Origin of the sequence: Flavobacterium defluvii (assembly GCF_900129555.1) — a bacterium.
GTDB lineage: Bacteria > Bacteroidota > Bacteroidia > Flavobacteriales > Flavobacteriaceae > Flavobacterium > Flavobacterium defluvii.
Genome location: NZ_FQWC01000006.1, coordinates 38,325 through 55,385 on the forward strand (window position 1 = coordinate 38,325; position 17,061 = coordinate 55,385).

A 17,061-nucleotide genomic window follows, 5' to 3' on the forward strand; every position below is an offset into this window, starting at 1 on the left:
GAAACAGCTCTTTGTGGTTATTGAGCTGTTTTTTTTATGTTAAATTTTTTGGTTTTTGAAAAAATTAAAAAAATTTGGAAAATTATTCTTAATAATTGTATCTATCTGGTTTCTATAGCATTAAAAAAAACAATTTTTTTTAAAACCGTAAGCCCCGTATTTACGTACATTGCGTAGACAAAACACAGAAATAGTTTTAATTCAGCATTTTAAGTATCAAAAAATACGATTTTTTTGCGGAAAATTAAATTTGTATTTGTAGTTTTGAACGTTCCACATTTAGTAATAAAACTTTAAAAAAACATGACAAAATTTACCAAAACGGGGTTAGTTGCAGCCTTCCTTTTTGCAACACTATTTTCTTTTGCCATTGATGGAAAAGGTGATTATATTTTAAACATTCAAACTGGAAATGGAAAAGTAGTTAGCTTTACCTTAAACACAGTTGAAAATTCATCTTTTTCTATCTACGACGAAAATCACAATTTACTTTATGCGGGAGAATCTGCAGCAAACAAATTGGAAGTTTCTAAAACAATAAGTCTTGAAGGTTTCCCTGCAGGAACTTATGTTTTAGAAGTTAAAGCAAACGACAAAGTTGCTAAGCACGAAATTAAAGTTGCTGCCAAAAAGGTAAAAACTGTTAAGTTAGACGAATCTGTAAACCATAGTCCAGGATTCCGTCGTTAAAACCACTTTTTTTGCCCTAAAAAAAATGAAAGCAGTTCTGTTACCAGAAGAACTGCTTTTTTTATTTAAAATCAATTTTAATTTTTTCCTGTAATGGAAGACTGCCATCATTCCATTCTATACTTATAAATTTTGATGCATGCTCTCTCAGATTATCAAAAGCAGTTAATAAAATTGCTGAACCTCCATTCTTTGCTTCCTCATCTACTAATTTAAAGGTTAATTCAGTTCCTTGGCAATCTAAACCTGCAACATCAAATATTATATCTTTTGTTTTATAAAGTACTGCATATAAAGCTAAAAGTTTCCGTGGAGTTCCCGGTACTTTATTCATTGGTGTTTTCTTTGTAAAATATTTATTTTCAAATACTTTTGCCAAAAAAGGATTAGCAAAGTCTGAGTCTTTTTTAAGATATCTGCTAATTCTAGGAGTAAAGAAGACATCTTTTAGATTTGATTTTTTAAAATGATCAACAAAAGTCATTTTTTTATGAATAATAACATTTTCATGTTTTCTTTTACCACAAAAAATATCTTTAAGATACATTTCTGTATCATAAAAATGTGTTCCATTATACAAATACAAAACAATTATTTCACCTTCATACAAAGTAAAAGGCGGTATATAATAAGTATCTGTTTTAATACCTTTATTTTCTAATACTATTTTCAATAATTGGAAAGTTTTAAAATGAGAAAAGCACCCGCTGTGGCAGATGCTTTTTATTTCTATTCAATTACTATTTCTGATTTAGCAATTTCTCTAAATATTCTATTTTTTCTTTTTCCGACTGAAGTAAACGCTCGTAAAGCTTTTTATTTTCTTCTACCGTTTCCATTAATTTATCTAATGGATTGAAAGTGCAATTATTAAGTCCGAAATAATTATTTGGACTTTCATTAAAAGTATTGAAGTAATTAATCACGCCTTCTTCTGAAAAATTCTTAATGGCTTCAACTGTTACACCAAGCGCTTTTGCCACCTCAACAAGTTTTTCGTCATCAATGGTTTCGCTGTTTTCCATAGCCGAAATCGCCTGCTGATTTGTTCCTAATGCCTGCGCCAAAGCTTCCTGTTTCATATCTCGAAGTTCACGAATACGGCTTATTTTTCGCCCTATATGATTTGGTTTTGTTAGTGTGCTCATAATTCAAAGATAATGATTTAGTGTAAGAATCTGCGAGATGTAAAAAACATATTTAATCGTGTACCAAACACAAAAAATTGATAGGACACATAAAAATCTATTTCTTCCTTCGCCGAATCAAACAAAAGTACAATTTTTCTTATAATAATTTTATAGAAGTCAAATTGCTAACCATTTAAAAATATACGCCTTATGGAAAAGAACGAAACAGAAAAACTACAAAAACTGCAAAAATTAATCGCTCAGTATTTTACAACGCTAAAACCAACCAATGAAGCCAATTCGTATACCGCACAATTTAAAGTGGTCAATTATTTAGAACTCGGCTGCCTTATTACCGATTTGCTAAAATTATCCATTCTATCACTTGATAACGACATGCATAATTTTTCTAAAAAAGATAAAAGTGCAACTATTAATGTGAGTCTGATTTTGGAAACGGTTCTGCATTTGTTTCCTATGGATGAAATGGAGTTTTTGGGGTTTGTTGGGGAGGTTATTGATTAACTATATTTCAACCCAACAAGCACACGATCTTGTCATTTCGACGTAAGGAGAAATCTCCGCGAGAAACTCTACAAATGTTGGCGACATTCTACACGGAGATACTTGTGGAGATTTCTCCTCCGTCGAAATGACAAACTGGAGAGGATAAACTTTGTGTTCACCAGCGAAACGCTAGAATTAATAAGGGTAAAAATACTTTAAAAAACATTAAATTATATCCAAAACTTCTCTGATTTTAGCACTTACAGCCCTTAAGTTATGTAAATAAACATTAATTACATCGAAATGTATTTTAGTTACATATTCCATATCATTGAACGCCGAAATAACGTCATTTCCAATATTATTTACTTCTATTGCATCTAAATCTTCTGGTACGTATTGGTAAGCTATCGCAGTTAGAGGAATAACAAATTCATTATTTAATTTAGCCCTATCTTGTAGGCCTACTATCGAATCGTCAGTTAAAATCTTATCTACTAATTCTGAGTATCTTATAATAAACTTATCATGAACTCTAAATTTCCACTTTTTTGTATTGCCATCTCCAGAAAGCTCAACCTCAGCTCTGTTATGACAGATTGAAAAATATTTAGTATAAAGAAGTTGACGATATTGATTAAATTTACTTTCGTGATAATTATATTTTTTAATATAGGTTCTAAATTCATCTGTCAAGGATTCTCTAAAATCATAAAGAGCATAAAGCATTGCCATTAAATCATTTATCTTTTTAATAGCTTCAGTATTTGAAAAACCTATTCTTCTATACAGGTATTTTATATCTATAAATTGTAAAAAATCTACCTTAATATCAACATGAAGAAATAATTTGAAATCCCTATTACTATCATATTTTTGTAAATTGATTATTTGTTTTTCTATAGAATCATTTAATTCAATTAGACTGCTTTTAAAAATTTGTATCTCAGAATTTTGAATTTCTAAATCCTCTAAAACTTTATCAGATTTTTCTTTTTGATAAACTTTTTCAGCAAGTTTAAAAGCAAAAAAAATGCTTGCACCGCTAACTAATAAGGAACTTATTAATGAAAACCAATCAAACCAATTAGGGGCAGTTTGACTAAGGTTTTCAGATTGTAAAATAAAAAGGTAGTTCATAACTATTATTTATAGATGTAGATTTGACTTTCCTAATATATTCAAATTCAGTTATCTAAATATAAATTCATAATACTTTAATCAAATTTATTAAAAGCATGATAATCTTGCAAAACAAAAAAACCTCTAATTCACATGAGAGGTTTTTCCATAAATCTATTAAGTAAAAAAATTACATATTCCTTCTATACTGTCCACCAACCTCAAACAGCGCCGAAGTAATCTGACCTAAAGAACAAACCTTTGTAGCTTCCATTAAATGGTCGAATAAGTTTTCGTTTTTAATAGCCGCTTGCTGTAAGGTATTTAAATGCTCGTTTACTTTTGCTTCGTGGAAATTATGCAGGTTATCTAGCATTGTAATTTGATATTGCTTTTCTTCTTCGGTAGCACGAATAACTTCTGCCGGAATTACCGTTGGCGAACCTTTTGAACTTAGGAACGTATTTACACCCACAATTGGGAAATCTCCGTTGTGTTTTAAGGTTTCGTAATACAAACTCTCTTCCTGAATTTTAGATCTTTGGTACATCGTTTCCATTGCACCAAGAACTCCTCCTCTTTCTGTAATTCTGTCGAATTCTTGAAGAACGGCTTCTTCTACTAAATCGGTTAATTCTTCGATGATGAACGAACCTTGAATTGGATTTTCATTTTTCGCTAAACCTAATTCTTTATTGATAATCAACTGAATTGCCATAGCACGACGTACAGATTCCTCTGTTGGTGTTGTAATCGCTTCGTCGTAAGCGTTGGTGTGCAATGAATTACAGTTGTCGTAAATTGCATATAAAGCTTGTAAAGTCGTTCTAATATCATTGAAATCAATTTCCTGCGCATGCAACGAACGTCCAGAAGTCTGAATATGATATTTCAGCATTTGTGCTCTTTCGTTGGCTCCGTATTTGTTTTTCATGGCTTTTGCCCAAATTTTACGCGCCACACGACCAATTACTGAATATTCCGGATCTACTCCGTTTGAAAAGAAGAACGATAAGTTTGGACCAAAATCATTGATGTTCATTCCGCGGCTCAAATAATATTCCACGTAAGTGAAACCATTTGAAAGCGTAAATGCCAATTGCGTAATTGGGTTTGCTCCTGCCTCTGCAATATGATATCCTGAAATCGAAACCGAATAGAAATTACGAACATTTTTAGTAATGAAATATTCCTGAACATCTCCCATTAATCGAAGCGCAAATTCGGTTGAGAAAATACAAGTATTCTGCGCCTGATCTTCTTTTAAAATATCGGCCTGAACTGTTCCACGAACTTGTGATAACGTTTTGGCTTTTATTTCGTTATAAACTTCCTGAGGTAAAACCTGATCTCCCGTAACACCCAAAAGCATTAGTCCCAAACCGTTGTTTCCAGCTGGAAGTTCGCCTTGGTATTTCGGCCTTTCGATTCCTTTTTCTTTATAAAGTTTGTTGATTTTTGCCTCAACTTCTTTTTCTAAATCATTTGCTTTGATATAAATCTCACATTGCTGATCGATTGCCGCATTCATAAAGAAACCTAACAACATTGGCGCAGGCCCGTTAATGGTCATACTTACCGAAGTCAAAGCATGAACTAAATCGAAACCTGAATACAGTTTTTTAGCATCGTCCAAACAGCAGATTGAAACTCCTGCATTTCCAATTTTCCCATAAATATCCGGACGCAAATCTGGATCGTTTCCGTATAAAGTAACGCTATCAAAAGCGGTAGAAAGGCGTTTTGCTGGCATTCCTGCACTCACATAATGAAAACGTTTGTTGGTTCTTTCTGGTCCGCCCTCGCCCGCAAACATTCTCGACGGATCTTCGCCTTCACGCTTAAACGGATATAATCCCGAAGCAAACGGAAATTCGCCAGGAACATTTTCCTGTAAATTCCAACGCAGGATATCGCCCCAGCCTTCATATTTAGGTAAAGCAATTTTCGGAATCTGTAAATGTGATAAACTTTCAGAATGCGTTGCAATCTTAATTTCTTTATCACGAACTTTAAATGAGTAAACTGGATTTTTATATTTCGCTACTTTTTCATCCCAATTCAGGATAATTTCCCAGTTGTACGGATCTAAATCCATTTTTACTTTATCGAATTGATTCAGTAAAAGATTTAAAAAGATTCTGTTTTCGTCGTGTTCTGCAATTCCACTTGGCAAAATTGTAGAATCATCGATTCCTGCTTTTGTAATTTGAGGAACTTTCCCAGAAACCGATTCTATGGTTTTGAAAATTCCGTATAATTTCTGTGCTACTTTTTGCTGTGCAATTGCCGTTTCATCATAAGATCTGTTATTCTCGGCAATTTCAGATAAATAACGTGTTCTTCCCGGCGGAATCACGAATATTTTCTCGCTCATTTCTTTCGTGATTTCAAAAGTCGATTTCAAATCTGAAGCCGTTTTTTCAACCACTTTATCCATAATCGCTTTGTAAAGCGTGTTCATTCCCGGATCGTTAAACTGCGAAGCAATCGTTCCGAAAACGGGCATTTCGTCAGGATTTTTATCCCAAAGATTATGGTTTCTTTGATATTGTTTTTTTACATCACGCAAAGCGTCAAGTGCGCCACGTTTATCAAATTTATTTAAAGCCACTAAATCGGCAAAATCAAGCATGTCGATTTTCTCCAATTGTGTTGCCGCTCCAAACTCTGGCGTCATTACATATAAAGAAACGTCTGAATGATCCATAATCTCCGTATCAGACTGACCAATTCCTGAAGTTTCCAAAATAATCAAATCGTATTTTGCCGCTTTCAAAACCTGAATCGCTTCGGCTACATATTTAGACAATGCCAAATTCGACTGACGTGTCGCCAGCGAACGCATATATACACGAGGATTATTGATAGCATTCATACGGATTCTGTCTCCTAAAAGAGCTCCTCCAGTTTTTCTTTTCGAAGGATCGACAGAAATTAATCCAATAGTTTTTTCTGGGAAATCTATTAGAAAACGACGAACTAATTCATCAACCAATGATGATTTTCCGGCTCCACCCGTTCCGGTGATTCCTAAAACCGGAATTTTAGAATCGGTATTATTTTCGTGAATTTTATCAAAAACTGGTTTTGCAATTTCTGGAAAGTTTTCTGCTGCAGAAATCAAACGCGCAATTGCCGTTGGCGTTTTATTTTCGATATGATCGATTTCTCCGTTTAGTTTATCTCCAATAGGGAAATCGGCACGCTGAACCAAATCATTAATCATTCCCTGAAGTCCTAAAGAACGTCCGTCATCTGGAGAATAAATTCTTGTAATACCATATTCATGCAATTCTTCGATTTCGCTTGGCAGGATTACACCGCCTCCGCCTCCGAAAATTTTAATGTGTCCCGCTCCTTTTTCGTGAAGCAGATCATACATATATTTAAAGTATTCGTTGTGTCCGCCTTGGTAAGAAGTCATGGCTATTGCATTGGCATCTTCCTGAATGGCGGTATTTACTACTTCTTCAACACTTCGGTCGTGTCCAAGGTGAATTACCTCTACTCCCGTAGACTGAATAATACGACGCATGATATTGATTGCTGCATCATGTCCGTCAAAAAGCGAAGCAGCGGTTACAATTCTTACTTTATTTTTAGGAATATATGGTATTTGTTGTTCCATTTTATGAATATGATAATTTTAAGGGAGCAATTTACAAAATATTTTAATATTTGTTGATGGTTATGGTCTTATGTTTTTCTTAATATAACGTTTTCGTTAGTTAAAAAGGTAACATTTTAGCTAACTTATTGATTTATAATACACAACCTACAATGTGGCAATTTTGAAAGATCTATATTAAATATAGGAACACATTAGGATCACTCTTGTAGTAATTTAGCAATGTAGAAAAGGCCCCGAATTTTTACCAGAACTTGAAGTCTAAGTAGTAACGTAAAAATTTAAATGAAAATGAAAACAACATATCCACTAAGCATAATTTTAGCTCTTAGTTTTACTCTATTATCTTATGGAAAATATAATAATAGTAACACAAGAGAAAACATAAGTGTAAATAAATCTTATCTAAATAACGATTCAGATATTAAAGTAGACAATGAAGTTTTAACCGATTTTTTTAAAAGATATTCTGATCTGAAAAAATATCAAAACGAGGTTGTATCATTGTATAAAACAAGATCTTACGGACCAATTTGGTTTGAAGATGATAAAATCAATGATTTCGGGAAAACCTTGTATGAAAAACTGAACGATACATATGATGAAGGTCTTGTATTTGAACTTCCTTATAAATATGAAATCGATCAGATTTTTAAAAAGAAATCTAAAGATAAACCATCAAAAGCCGATGCCGATATGCTTTTAAGCTCTGCATACATCATATATATGAATCGTGTGTATGTAGGTTTAGATGCCGAAACTGCTAAAAAAACCGGCTGGTTACTGCCAAAAAAAGAAATATCTTATGATACTTTGTTAGATTCTCTAATAACCGAACCTACTTTATTAGAGAAAAATGACGAACTTCTTTTTAATCAATACTATAAATTACAAGACGCTCTTAAAAAATACAGAGAAATAGAAAAAGCTAACGTATGGAAACCTATCGTTGCCGAAAAACCCTATAAGGATCTTCGACCTGATGCCACTTCACCTACTATTGGCCAGGTTAGAACACGATTATTTATTTTGGGAGATTTAGCACGCGACTCAAAAAGCGATTTCTATGATCAGGAATTAATGGAAGGTGTGATGAAATACAAAGTAAGAAACGGTTTTAAACCAAATTACATCCTTTCTGAAGATCATATCAAAGAAATGAACATTCCATTAAAAGATAAAATCAATACTTTGATGGTTAATATGGAAAGATGCCGCTGGATTTCGCCAAAAATTCTAAAAGACAAAGAATATATTATTGTAAATATTCCTTCTTTTGAATTGGTGTATGTAAAAAACGGAAAACCGGAACTTACTTCTAAAGTTTTTGTGGGATCATCATTGACCAAAACAACCATTTTTAACGGAAACATTGATAAAATTGTTTTCAGCCCTTATTGGACTGTGCCGCAAAGTATTGTTGAAAATGAATTAAAATTGAAAATGGCTGCCGATCCTAACTATCTGGCAGATCATAATATGGAAATGGTGAATGGTCAGGTAAGACAAAAACCAGGTCCAAATAACTCTCTTGGATTAGTGAAATTTATTTTCCCAAATCCTGAAGATATATACATGCACGATACTCCTGCAAAATCATTATTTGATTTTGAAAGAAGAACTTTCAGCCACGGTTGTATTAACGTAAACAAAGCAAAAGAATTAGCCATTGCAATGCTTAAAGATTATCCGGAATGGACAACTGAAAAAATAAACAAAGCAATGGACGGAAAAGCCGAAAGCACATTTAAACTGCCAAATAAAGTGCCTATTTACATTACGTATTTTACATCATGGGTTCATGATTCCGGAGAAATTAGTTTTTACCAGGATGTTTATGAAAAAGATACAGAATTAAATAATTTCTTATTTCCAGTTGATGGTGTAGCTTCAAACTAATATATAATAAATCATAAATTGTTTAAAATCGGGAATTCGGTAAAATGAATTTCCGATTTTATGTTTTCAACAAAAACCTAACTTATTAGTTTTAAAACTTTTAAGTCTTAAATTATTTTCACTTCTGTCGCAACTTTGCAGTGTAATACTACCACTAATATTAATTGCAAAACAATGGATCATGAAGACAGAAAATATAGAAGGATTAACACTTTTTGAAATAAATCAGTTAATACAACAAGGCGGAAAATTTGTAATGTTTCCAAACCTGATGACAAAAATTAAAAGCAATACCATATATTTTATCCGCCCGGAAGAAAAAACATTTAAATACGCCCTAAAACATTTTTTAAAAAATATATTACAAGGCTGGCGTTCAATTCCGTTACGACCATTTTATGTTTCAAAATCTTTATTTTATTTAGCTATTGGCGGTAAAGACTATACACAATATGCTAGCCAATTTAAATCAAATTAATCCAGTTTACAATCCCAATTTGTACTGTTTACAATACGTTTAAACACCTTTTTTGCACCCAAAAATCTTAGTTATATAATTTGTAAAAAGTAAACAGCAATTCATAAGAATATCAGAAATCCTACCTACAATCTGAGAATAATACGCTTTGAGTAAGCTGTTTATCTTAATATCAAATTGAAAATCACCTTGTAAATTAAGCAAGGTGATTTTTTTATTTAGCCTAAAAAAACTTTTGGCTTAAAATACTGTTTTAAAATCCTCTAAGGGATGAAACTGAATGAGATTGAATAGAGATTTGCAGATTCTTATCAATGAATTCACAAATGAAAAAATCCTTTTTAATTTTTAATTTTTCCATATCAATTTTACTTGCTTCATGTAATAATTTTAAAACAGAGAACATAACATATAATGGAATCAGCCATCCTAAACCACCTAAGGCTATAGGGCCTCCACGTATATTATTTATCGGAAATAGCCATATTGAATATTTTGTAAGTACACCTACTCTTTTTCAAGAATTATGTAATGCTAATAATAAAAATATAAATGTGCAGCAACTAACAACATTAGGAGTTTCACTTGATAAAGTTTATTATACTAATAAAACTGAAGCTAACCATTTTTTTTCCAGCATAGACAAGGATGGAAATTATTATGATTATGTTGTACTTCAGGAATCGACACCAATTGCATTATCAGATATTCAAAAATACAGATCTAATTTAAAATTAATAGTAGAAAAGATTCAGATAAACAGCCCTAATGCTGCGATCTATGTATATCAAAATATGTCTCCATTACCTTATACCAATTCACATTATAATGAATATTATAAAGAATTACAAAAAAATGCCACTTTGGCCGCGGCTTTTATTAAAAATGCAGGGGTATTAAAGGTCGGTGATGCTGTTAAGGATGCATATGACGGAAAAAGCAGCTATAACTATTTAAAAAATAATAAAGATAATCTTCGTTATGGTAACGACATACTTTACTTTATAAATGATGGTGCATTTCTGCAGACAGTTTTACTATACTCTACAATATTTAATGAAAAACCTATTATTCCTAAAAAGCTTATTTTAAGCACCGGAACCGGAGACAATGATACTATGAGAAAACAAGAAGTAAATAAGGCTGTCAGTAATCCAAAAGCCTTGGAAGAAATAGCTTTTAATAATCGTTAAATTCCTAAAATAAAAATCATCTTATCTTATAAGGTGATTTTTTTTATGAAAATTTCAAATGGTTTTCTTTTGATTTAAAAATTAATATCTTTCAGAAAATTAACCAAATCAAAAAAATAATCTTTTATTATGAACGATAATGATTTTCAACCTAGAAAAAATTGGTGGGACAGAAACTGGAAATGGTTTGTTCCAACAGGATGTTTAAGCCTTATTGTACTTTTTGCTTTATTTATTGGAGGAATAGTTTTAGGCGTTACCTCAATGATGAAAGACTCAGACGCTTTTAAAGAATCAATAGCGGCCGCTCAGCATAACAAAATTGTAGTTGAAAAATTAGGAAACCCTGTTGAAACGGACGGAATGATTTCGGGCAGTATCAACTTACATAATAATTCCGGCGATTGCGATTTACAAATTCCGTTAAAAGGCCCAAAAGGAAAAGGAACTTTATTTGTTGTTGCTACAAAAAGAGGAAAATGGAACTATGAACAAATGTCTGTTTATATTGAAAAAACTAAGGAAGAAATAGATTTATTGCAGAAATAGATTTTTTTAAAGATATTAAGACACTAAGCTTCTAAGGAAACAAGTTTTTTTTCTATCATTTGTTTTCTCATTAAGTTTATTGATTTGCCATTGTTACTGATATTGATATTGATATTGTTATTGCCATTGTTATTGTTATTGTCATTGTCATTGTCATTGTCATTGTCATTGTTAATTCTAAAACAAATTACCATATCTTTTCGAATAAAATTGTGGCCTTATTTTTGAATATGTAGTATTTTTGAAACTTAAATAAACCCCAATAAATGAAAAAGATTTTATTATTAGCCCTTACCTTTTCTCTTACGTCCTGCGCAGAGATGCAGCAGACTCTAAATCAATTACCTCAAATGTCTCAGGGAATTGGCGGAGTTGATATTGCTTCGGGATTACGAGAAGCACTTAACAAAGGAATAACAGTACAAGTAAGTAAATTAACCGCAGTAGATGGTTTTTATAAAAATGAAGCTGTAAAAATTTTAATGCCCGAAGAATTACAAAAAGTTGATGCGACTTTAAGAAAAGTAGGTCTAAGCTCTCTTGCCGATGAAGGAATTAAAATGCTAAACCGCGCCGCAGAAGATGCTGTAAAAGAAGCAACGCCAATATTTGTTTCGGCAGTAAAAAATATGTCGTTTACAGATGCTAAAAATATTTTACTTGGAAACGACAGCGCCGCAACAACTTATTTACAAGGAAGTACAACGACTGCATTATACGGAAAATTTAATCCGGTAATTAAAAATTCTTTTGCAAAAGTAGGTGCCGATGTTGTATGGACAAAAATTATCAATAAATACAATACAATTCCGCTTGTAAAAAAAGTAAATCCGGATTTGACTGATTATACAACAAATCAGGCACTAGCTGGAGTTTTTAAAATGATTGCTGTAGAAGAAAAAGAAATTCGTAATAATATAAGCGCCAGAACAACGCCTTTATTAAAAAGCGTTTTTGCGCTTCAGGACGGAAAATAAGTTTTCTATAGGTTCAAAGGCACAAAGCTGCAAAGGTACAGGAGTAGCCTTTGCAACTTTGAACCTTTGCAGCTTTGTCACTAACCAAAACCAAAAGACCAAAATGCAAAAAATAACCATTCTGATTCACTGCAAGGATCAAAAAAACATTATTGCTTCAGTGACTACTTTTATCGCTAAAGTAGAAGGAAATATTACCTACATCGACCAGCATGTTGATGTAGAGCAAAATGTATTTTTTATGCGATTGGAATGTGAATTTACCAATCCGAAAATTACTATTGAAACCTTAAAAGAAGAATTCAATAAAACACTTGCTGTCGATTTTAATATGTCTTGGGAATTGTACAATCAGGAACAAAAACCTAAAATGGCATTATTTATTTCGAAATACGATCATTGTTTGTTTGATATATTAGGAAGATACAGCGCAGGAGAATTAAATATTGAAATTCCGGTTATCATAAGCAACCATAATGATTTACGATCTGTAGCAGAGCGTTTTGATATTCCGTTTCATTGTGTTCCTTTTACAAAAGATAATAAAGAGGAAGGCGAAGCGAAACAAATCGAATTATTAAAAAGATATGATATTGATTTTATCGTTTTAGCGCGCTACATGCAGATCATCACGCCAAATTTAATTTCGCTTTATGAAAACAGGATCATTAATATTCATCATTCGTTTTTACCTGCATTTCCGGGAGCAAAACCTTATCATTCGGCATTTAAACGTGGTGTAAAAATTATTGGCGCAACAAGCCATTATGTTACCGAAGAATTAGACGAAGGTCCAATTATTGAACAGGATATCGCGAGAGTTTCACATATTCATTCTGTAGAAGATTTTATAATGAAGGGACGTGATTTGGAAAGAATAGTTTTAGCAAGAGCCATAAAACTGCATTCTGAACGTAAAACAATGGTTTATAGCAATAAAACGGTGGTTTTTTCTTAAAATATTAAGGTTCTTAACTGCTGAGATTCTAATTTTTTTTCATTTTATATGTAGATTTTGCCCACGGATTTAAACGGGTGAAAGAGGTTTCTGCAGGTTTATTTTTATTAACCTTAACCTAAAAAAGAACCCGATGGAATTTTAAAATCCCATCGGGTTCTTTTGTACATATGAAACTGGACTGAAGTCCAGCCCTACAATATAATTGTTCCTTTGGAACTATAAAAGAGCCTTCGGCTCGATCCATATTATAGAGCTGAACTTCAGTCCAGTTTAAATTCATATTTATAGCAATAATAAACCCGACAGGTTTTAAAAACCTGTCGGGTTTATATTATTCTAATCCGGGTTGTGTAAATCTTGTAATAAAACGTGCCCTCTTGGACCTGCAGTTTGAATATTTTGATTGTCTGGAATGGGAGTTCCTGTAGCAGTTGTTAATTTTTTATTTGTTTCCATTTCGCTGATTTTTAATGTTTTATTAAAAACACGAACTAATTACTACGGTATCCATAAACAAAATTGATTGTTATTATATTTTAATAATCAAAAATTATTTTACGCTGCAAAAAGCTTAAAAAAACGATTTTACAAATCTTAACTTATGGTCAACAAAGTAATAACAAAACCTTAACAGCAAAAGATTGATATATGTCGGACATTTGTAATGTAATAAACTGGTTATTTATTATTTTGGTTTTGGTTAGTTAAATGATGCCGGCGTCTTCGAGATGCCGGCATTCTTTTTTTATAATAACCTAGCTTATTTTGTTTCAAGTTTCAGGTTTTCTTGTTTCAAGTTGGCTGTACGATCCGCTTAATTTTAACGCAAAGAGCGCAAATATTTTTTTATTAAAGAAGTTTTTAAAGTTTGCAAGTTTTCTAAAAAAAATCTTATGTGCTTTACGGTCAATCACGCCATCCAAAAAACCTGAAACTTCAAACCTGATACCTTAAACAAAAAAAATAGACATTAACTTATATCCAACAAAGTAATAACAAGATCTTAACAGCACAACATCGATATATGTCAGATCTTTGTAATGTAATAAACTGGTTATTTATTATTTTGGTTTTGGTTAGTTAAATAATGCCGGCGTCTTCGAGATGTCGGCATTCTTTTTTTTTAAAATATTTTGTTTAAGGTTTCTTTTCTGTGAACATTATTTTAACCGCAAATCACGCAAAAGATTTTCTTGTTTGTGAGTATTTATATAAACGAAAAGTTCGCAAAGCTTTGTGTAAAAAACTTTGCGAACTTTGCCTAAACCTTAGCGCTCTTTGCGGTTACAAATACGCACTCCGATAACTTTAAACCTGAAACAAAAAAACTAATTCTTCAATCTTTCGTGAAGTAATTTAAAATAAGAGAAAGCTTTTAATAATCGGCTGCCGTGCCAGGAGAACATTTCACCGTCGACAAAAATAGTTTTGGCATGATGTGTAAATCTTCCAATTTCAAAAGCATCTTCTTCCTTAAAAGGATAAGGTTCTGAAGAAAGGAAAACGATATCAGGATCGCCTTCTATGCGCATTTTCTTTAATTCGATTTCAGGATAACGACCTTTATCTTCATAAATATTTTTAAAATGGTTCAGCTTTAATAATTCATTTATATATGTATCGTTTCCGGCAGTCATATATGGATTTTTCCAGATGAAATATGCTGCCTTTTTTTCTTCTACATCCTGAATATATTTTTTAAAATCGCTCAGGGCAAAAGCCAGTTTGTCGTTCCACTTTTGAGATTCGGTCCTGCAGTTAAACAATTTTCCAAAATCAGAAATCATTTGAAAATTATCTTCAACAGAAATAATATTCGTAACCCAAACCGGACAAATTTCTTTTAACTGATTTACGATTTCTTGTGTGTTTTCTTCTTTATTACAAATGATTATATCAGGCTGCAGCAGTTTTATTTTTTCGAAATGAATTTTCTTCGTTCCGCCAACAATCTTTTTAGTCGATTTAAAATGAAACGGATGAACACAGAACTTCGTTATTCCGATGATTTTTTCTTCTAAACCTAAATCATACAATAATTCCGTTTGCGAAGGAACGAGCGAAATAATTCGTTTTGGAGCTGTCTCAAAAGAATGCACGGTGCCTATTTGGTCAGTAAACTGTTTCATTTATTTAAATTGTCTTTTTTAACCGCAAAGTTCGCAAAGATTTTTCGCAAGGTTCACAAAGAAAATAACTTTGTGGTCTTAGCGTAAATCTTTGCGAACTTTGCGGTTAATCTATTTATAAAGTTATTTAAAACTTAGCATTAATAATCTCTTCCATTTCTTTTTGGACTTTTAGAGCCTCTTCCCTTGCCTTTTCAGCAAAGTCTGTTCCTTTTGAAGCGTAAATAATAGCTCTTGCAGAATTTACTAAAAGCCCAATTTTATCATTCATTCCGTATTTGCAAACTTCTGATAAACTTCCTCCCTGAGCGCCAATTCCGGGAACTAATAAAAAACTATCCGGAACAATTTTTCTAATATCTGCAAAATATTCGGCTTTTGTAGCACCAACAACATACATTAAGTTCTGGCTGTTTTTCCAAGTTTTGGAAGTTTCTAGAACTTGTTTGTAAAGTTCTGTTCCGTTTGTATTTAAAGTCTGAAAATCAAATGCGCCTTCGTTTGAAGTTAAGGCTAACATTATAGTATGTTTATTGTCGAAGGCCAAAAAAGGTTCTACAGAATCTTTTCCCATATATGGAGCCACAGTTACACTATCAAAATTCAAATCTTCAAAAAAAGCTTTAGCATACATACTCGAAGTATTTCCGATATCGCCGCGTTTAGCATCAGCAATTGTAAAAATATCGGGATGATTTTCGTTGATATAATTGATTGTTTTTTGCAAAGACATCCAACCTTTTATTCCATATGCTTCAAAAAAAGCAGTGTTAGGTTTGTAACCAACAGTTAAATCGTGTGTTGCATCGATTATAGCTTTATTAAATTCGAAGATTGGATCTTCAGTTTCTAATAAATGTGCCGGAATTTTGGTTAAATCAGGATCTAATCCAACGCATAAAAATGATTTTTTTTGAAGAATTTGTTCGTGTAGTTGTTGTGTTGTCATATTGTTTTTTACTAGTGCGGCAAAATTACAAATTATAATGGTTAATGGGTAAATTGTTAATCGTAAATTGTTGATGGTTGATGGCTGGTTTGGGTTTTGAGTTAATCGCATTAAGCAAAGCCGAAGCCGTTTCAATTGATATAGAATTATTTTTAATTCAAAATTTTTAATTAACTGTCAACATTGGATTCCTATAACATATTGGAAAAATTATGTAAAGAAAAAAACTTGCTGTCTTTTTACTTTTGAATTAAACCCTTAATCAGACAATTATGGCAACTCCACATATCGGAATATCAAATGCAAATTTAAAAAAGAGCTCAAGTATACTAGCTACAATTTTATCAAACGAAATGACACTTTATGTAAAAACCAGAAAGTTTCACTGGAATATCTCAGGAAACAGCTTTATGGAATTACATAAATTGTTTGAAGAACAATATCGAATTCTTGAAGCTCAAATTGATGAAGTTGCCGAAAGAATCAGTCAGCTTGGCGAAAAGACAATCGGAACAATGAAAGAATTCATCGAAAATTCTACCCTTAAAGAGTCTCCAAAAGAATACGCTTCGCAAAAACATATGCTTGAAGAGCTTTTAGAAAACCACGAGCAGCTTGTTACTGAATTTAGAAATTATATTCCGGTTTTTGAAAATGAAACTAACGATGCCGGTTCTGCCGATTTTGTAACCGGATTATTGCAGGAACACGAAAAAATGGCATGGGTTTTACGTCGTTATCAGGCTTAAAATAAAAATCAAAATGTGAATTATGCAACGATCATAAAAATTCCTGTAACACAAATTTTGTTGAAAAATTGCAATTTTACATTTACAAACAACAAAA

At 32.2% G+C, this 17,061-nt stretch carries 16 protein-coding genes; 9 read left to right on the top strand and 7 right to left on the bottom strand.

Features of this window, described 5'->3' with window-relative positions; genetic code table 11:
• Window positions 1-303 precede the first annotated feature (303 nt).
• Complete coding sequence (locus BUC29_RS13805; RefSeq protein ID WP_073416768.1) at window positions 304-690, top strand: secretion protein; 387 nt, start codon at window positions 304-306, stop codon at window positions 688-690.
• A gap of 61 nt (window positions 691-751) precedes the next feature.
• Here the strand turns inward: BUC29_RS13805 and BUC29_RS13810 are convergent, their stop codons facing one another.
• Together BUC29_RS13810 and BUC29_RS13815 are read right to left on the bottom strand one after the other, a co-directional pair.
• Window positions 752-1,363, bottom strand: coding sequence for a hypothetical protein (locus tag BUC29_RS13810; RefSeq protein ID WP_073416769.1), 612 nt, complete (start codon window positions 1,361-1,363; stop codon window positions 752-754).
• Between the two features lie 67 nt (window positions 1,364-1,430).
• Window positions 1,431-1,838: a helix-turn-helix domain-containing protein gene (locus BUC29_RS13815; protein ID WP_073416770.1), complete on the bottom strand. Its 408-nt coding sequence runs from the start codon at window positions 1,836-1,838 to the stop codon at window positions 1,431-1,433.
• 192 nt (window positions 1,839-2,030) lie between these two features.
• Here BUC29_RS13815 and BUC29_RS13820 point away from each other — a divergent pair, with 192 nt between their 5' ends.
• Window positions 2,031-2,345 (top strand): hypothetical protein, encoded by a 315-nt coding sequence (locus BUC29_RS13820; RefSeq protein WP_073416771.1) that lies wholly within the window; start codon window positions 2,031-2,033, stop codon window positions 2,343-2,345.
• Window positions 2,346-2,552: 207 nt separating this feature from the next.
• Here the strand turns inward: BUC29_RS13820 and BUC29_RS13825 are convergent, their stop codons facing one another.
• A complete protein-coding gene (locus BUC29_RS13825; RefSeq protein WP_073416772.1) occupies window positions 2,553-3,467 on the bottom strand; it encodes a hypothetical protein in 915 nt (304 codons plus the stop codon).
• Between the two features lie 172 nt (window positions 3,468-3,639).
• Window positions 3,640-7,080 carry a methylmalonyl-CoA mutase family protein gene (locus BUC29_RS13830; protein WP_073416773.1) on the bottom strand — a complete coding sequence of 1,147 codons (3,441 nt, stop codon included), beginning with the start codon at window positions 7,078-7,080 and terminating at the stop codon, window positions 3,640-3,642.
• A gap of 291 nt (window positions 7,081-7,371) precedes the next feature.
• Here BUC29_RS13830 and BUC29_RS13835 point away from each other — a divergent pair, with 291 nt between their 5' ends.
• From BUC29_RS13835 to purU, 6 genes are all read left to right on the top strand, one after another.
• Window positions 7,372-8,979: a L,D-transpeptidase family protein gene (locus BUC29_RS13835; protein ID WP_073416977.1), complete on the top strand. Its 1,608-nt coding sequence runs from the start codon at window positions 7,372-7,374 to the stop codon at window positions 8,977-8,979.
• Between the two features lie 181 nt (window positions 8,980-9,160).
• Complete coding sequence (locus BUC29_RS13840) at window positions 9,161-9,457, top strand: hypothetical protein (RefSeq protein ID WP_244160829.1); 297 nt, start codon at window positions 9,161-9,163, stop codon at window positions 9,455-9,457.
• A gap of 554 nt (window positions 9,458-10,011) precedes the next feature.
• Window positions 10,012-10,650, top strand: a complete 639-nt coding sequence (locus tag BUC29_RS13845; protein WP_139260516.1) for a hypothetical protein — start codon at window positions 10,012-10,014, stop codon at window positions 10,648-10,650.
• Window positions 10,651-10,779: 129 nt separating this feature from the next.
• Window positions 10,780-11,199: a cytochrome c oxidase assembly factor Coa1 family protein gene (locus BUC29_RS13850; protein ID WP_073416774.1), complete on the top strand. Its 420-nt coding sequence runs from the start codon at window positions 10,780-10,782 to the stop codon at window positions 11,197-11,199.
• Window positions 11,200-11,465: 266 nt separating this feature from the next.
• Window positions 11,466-12,176 carry a DUF4197 domain-containing protein gene (locus BUC29_RS13855; RefSeq protein ID WP_073416775.1) on the top strand — a complete coding sequence of 237 codons (711 nt, stop codon included), beginning with the start codon at window positions 11,466-11,468 and terminating at the stop codon, window positions 12,174-12,176.
• A gap of 103 nt (window positions 12,177-12,279) precedes the next feature.
• A complete protein-coding gene (gene purU, locus BUC29_RS13860; RefSeq protein ID WP_073416776.1) occupies window positions 12,280-13,134 on the top strand; it encodes a formyltetrahydrofolate deformylase in 855 nt (284 codons plus the stop codon).
• Between the two features lie 339 nt (window positions 13,135-13,473).
• On the opposite strand, the gene BUC29_RS21370 is transcribed toward purU, so the two are convergent.
• From BUC29_RS21370 to pyrF, 3 genes are all read right to left on the bottom strand, one after another.
• Window positions 13,474-13,593, bottom strand: coding sequence for a catalase (locus tag BUC29_RS21370; protein WP_208610048.1), 120 nt, complete (start codon window positions 13,591-13,593; stop codon window positions 13,474-13,476).
• An 872-nt stretch (window positions 13,594-14,465) separates the two neighbouring features.
• A complete protein-coding gene (locus tag BUC29_RS13865) occupies window positions 14,466-15,266 on the bottom strand; it encodes an ABC transporter substrate-binding protein (RefSeq protein WP_073416777.1) in 801 nt (266 codons plus the stop codon).
• A gap of 127 nt (window positions 15,267-15,393) precedes the next feature.
• Window positions 15,394-16,215 (bottom strand): orotidine-5'-phosphate decarboxylase, encoded by an 822-nt coding sequence (gene pyrF / locus BUC29_RS13870; RefSeq protein ID WP_073416778.1) that lies wholly within the window; start codon window positions 16,213-16,215, stop codon window positions 15,394-15,396.
• A 272-nt stretch (window positions 16,216-16,487) separates the two neighbouring features.
• Between pyrF and BUC29_RS13875 the strand changes: the two genes are divergently transcribed.
• On the top strand, window positions 16,488-16,964 hold the full coding sequence (locus BUC29_RS13875) for a Dps family protein (protein WP_073416779.1): 477 nt from the start codon (window positions 16,488-16,490) through the stop codon (window positions 16,962-16,964).
• Window positions 16,965-17,061 lie beyond the last annotated feature (97 nt).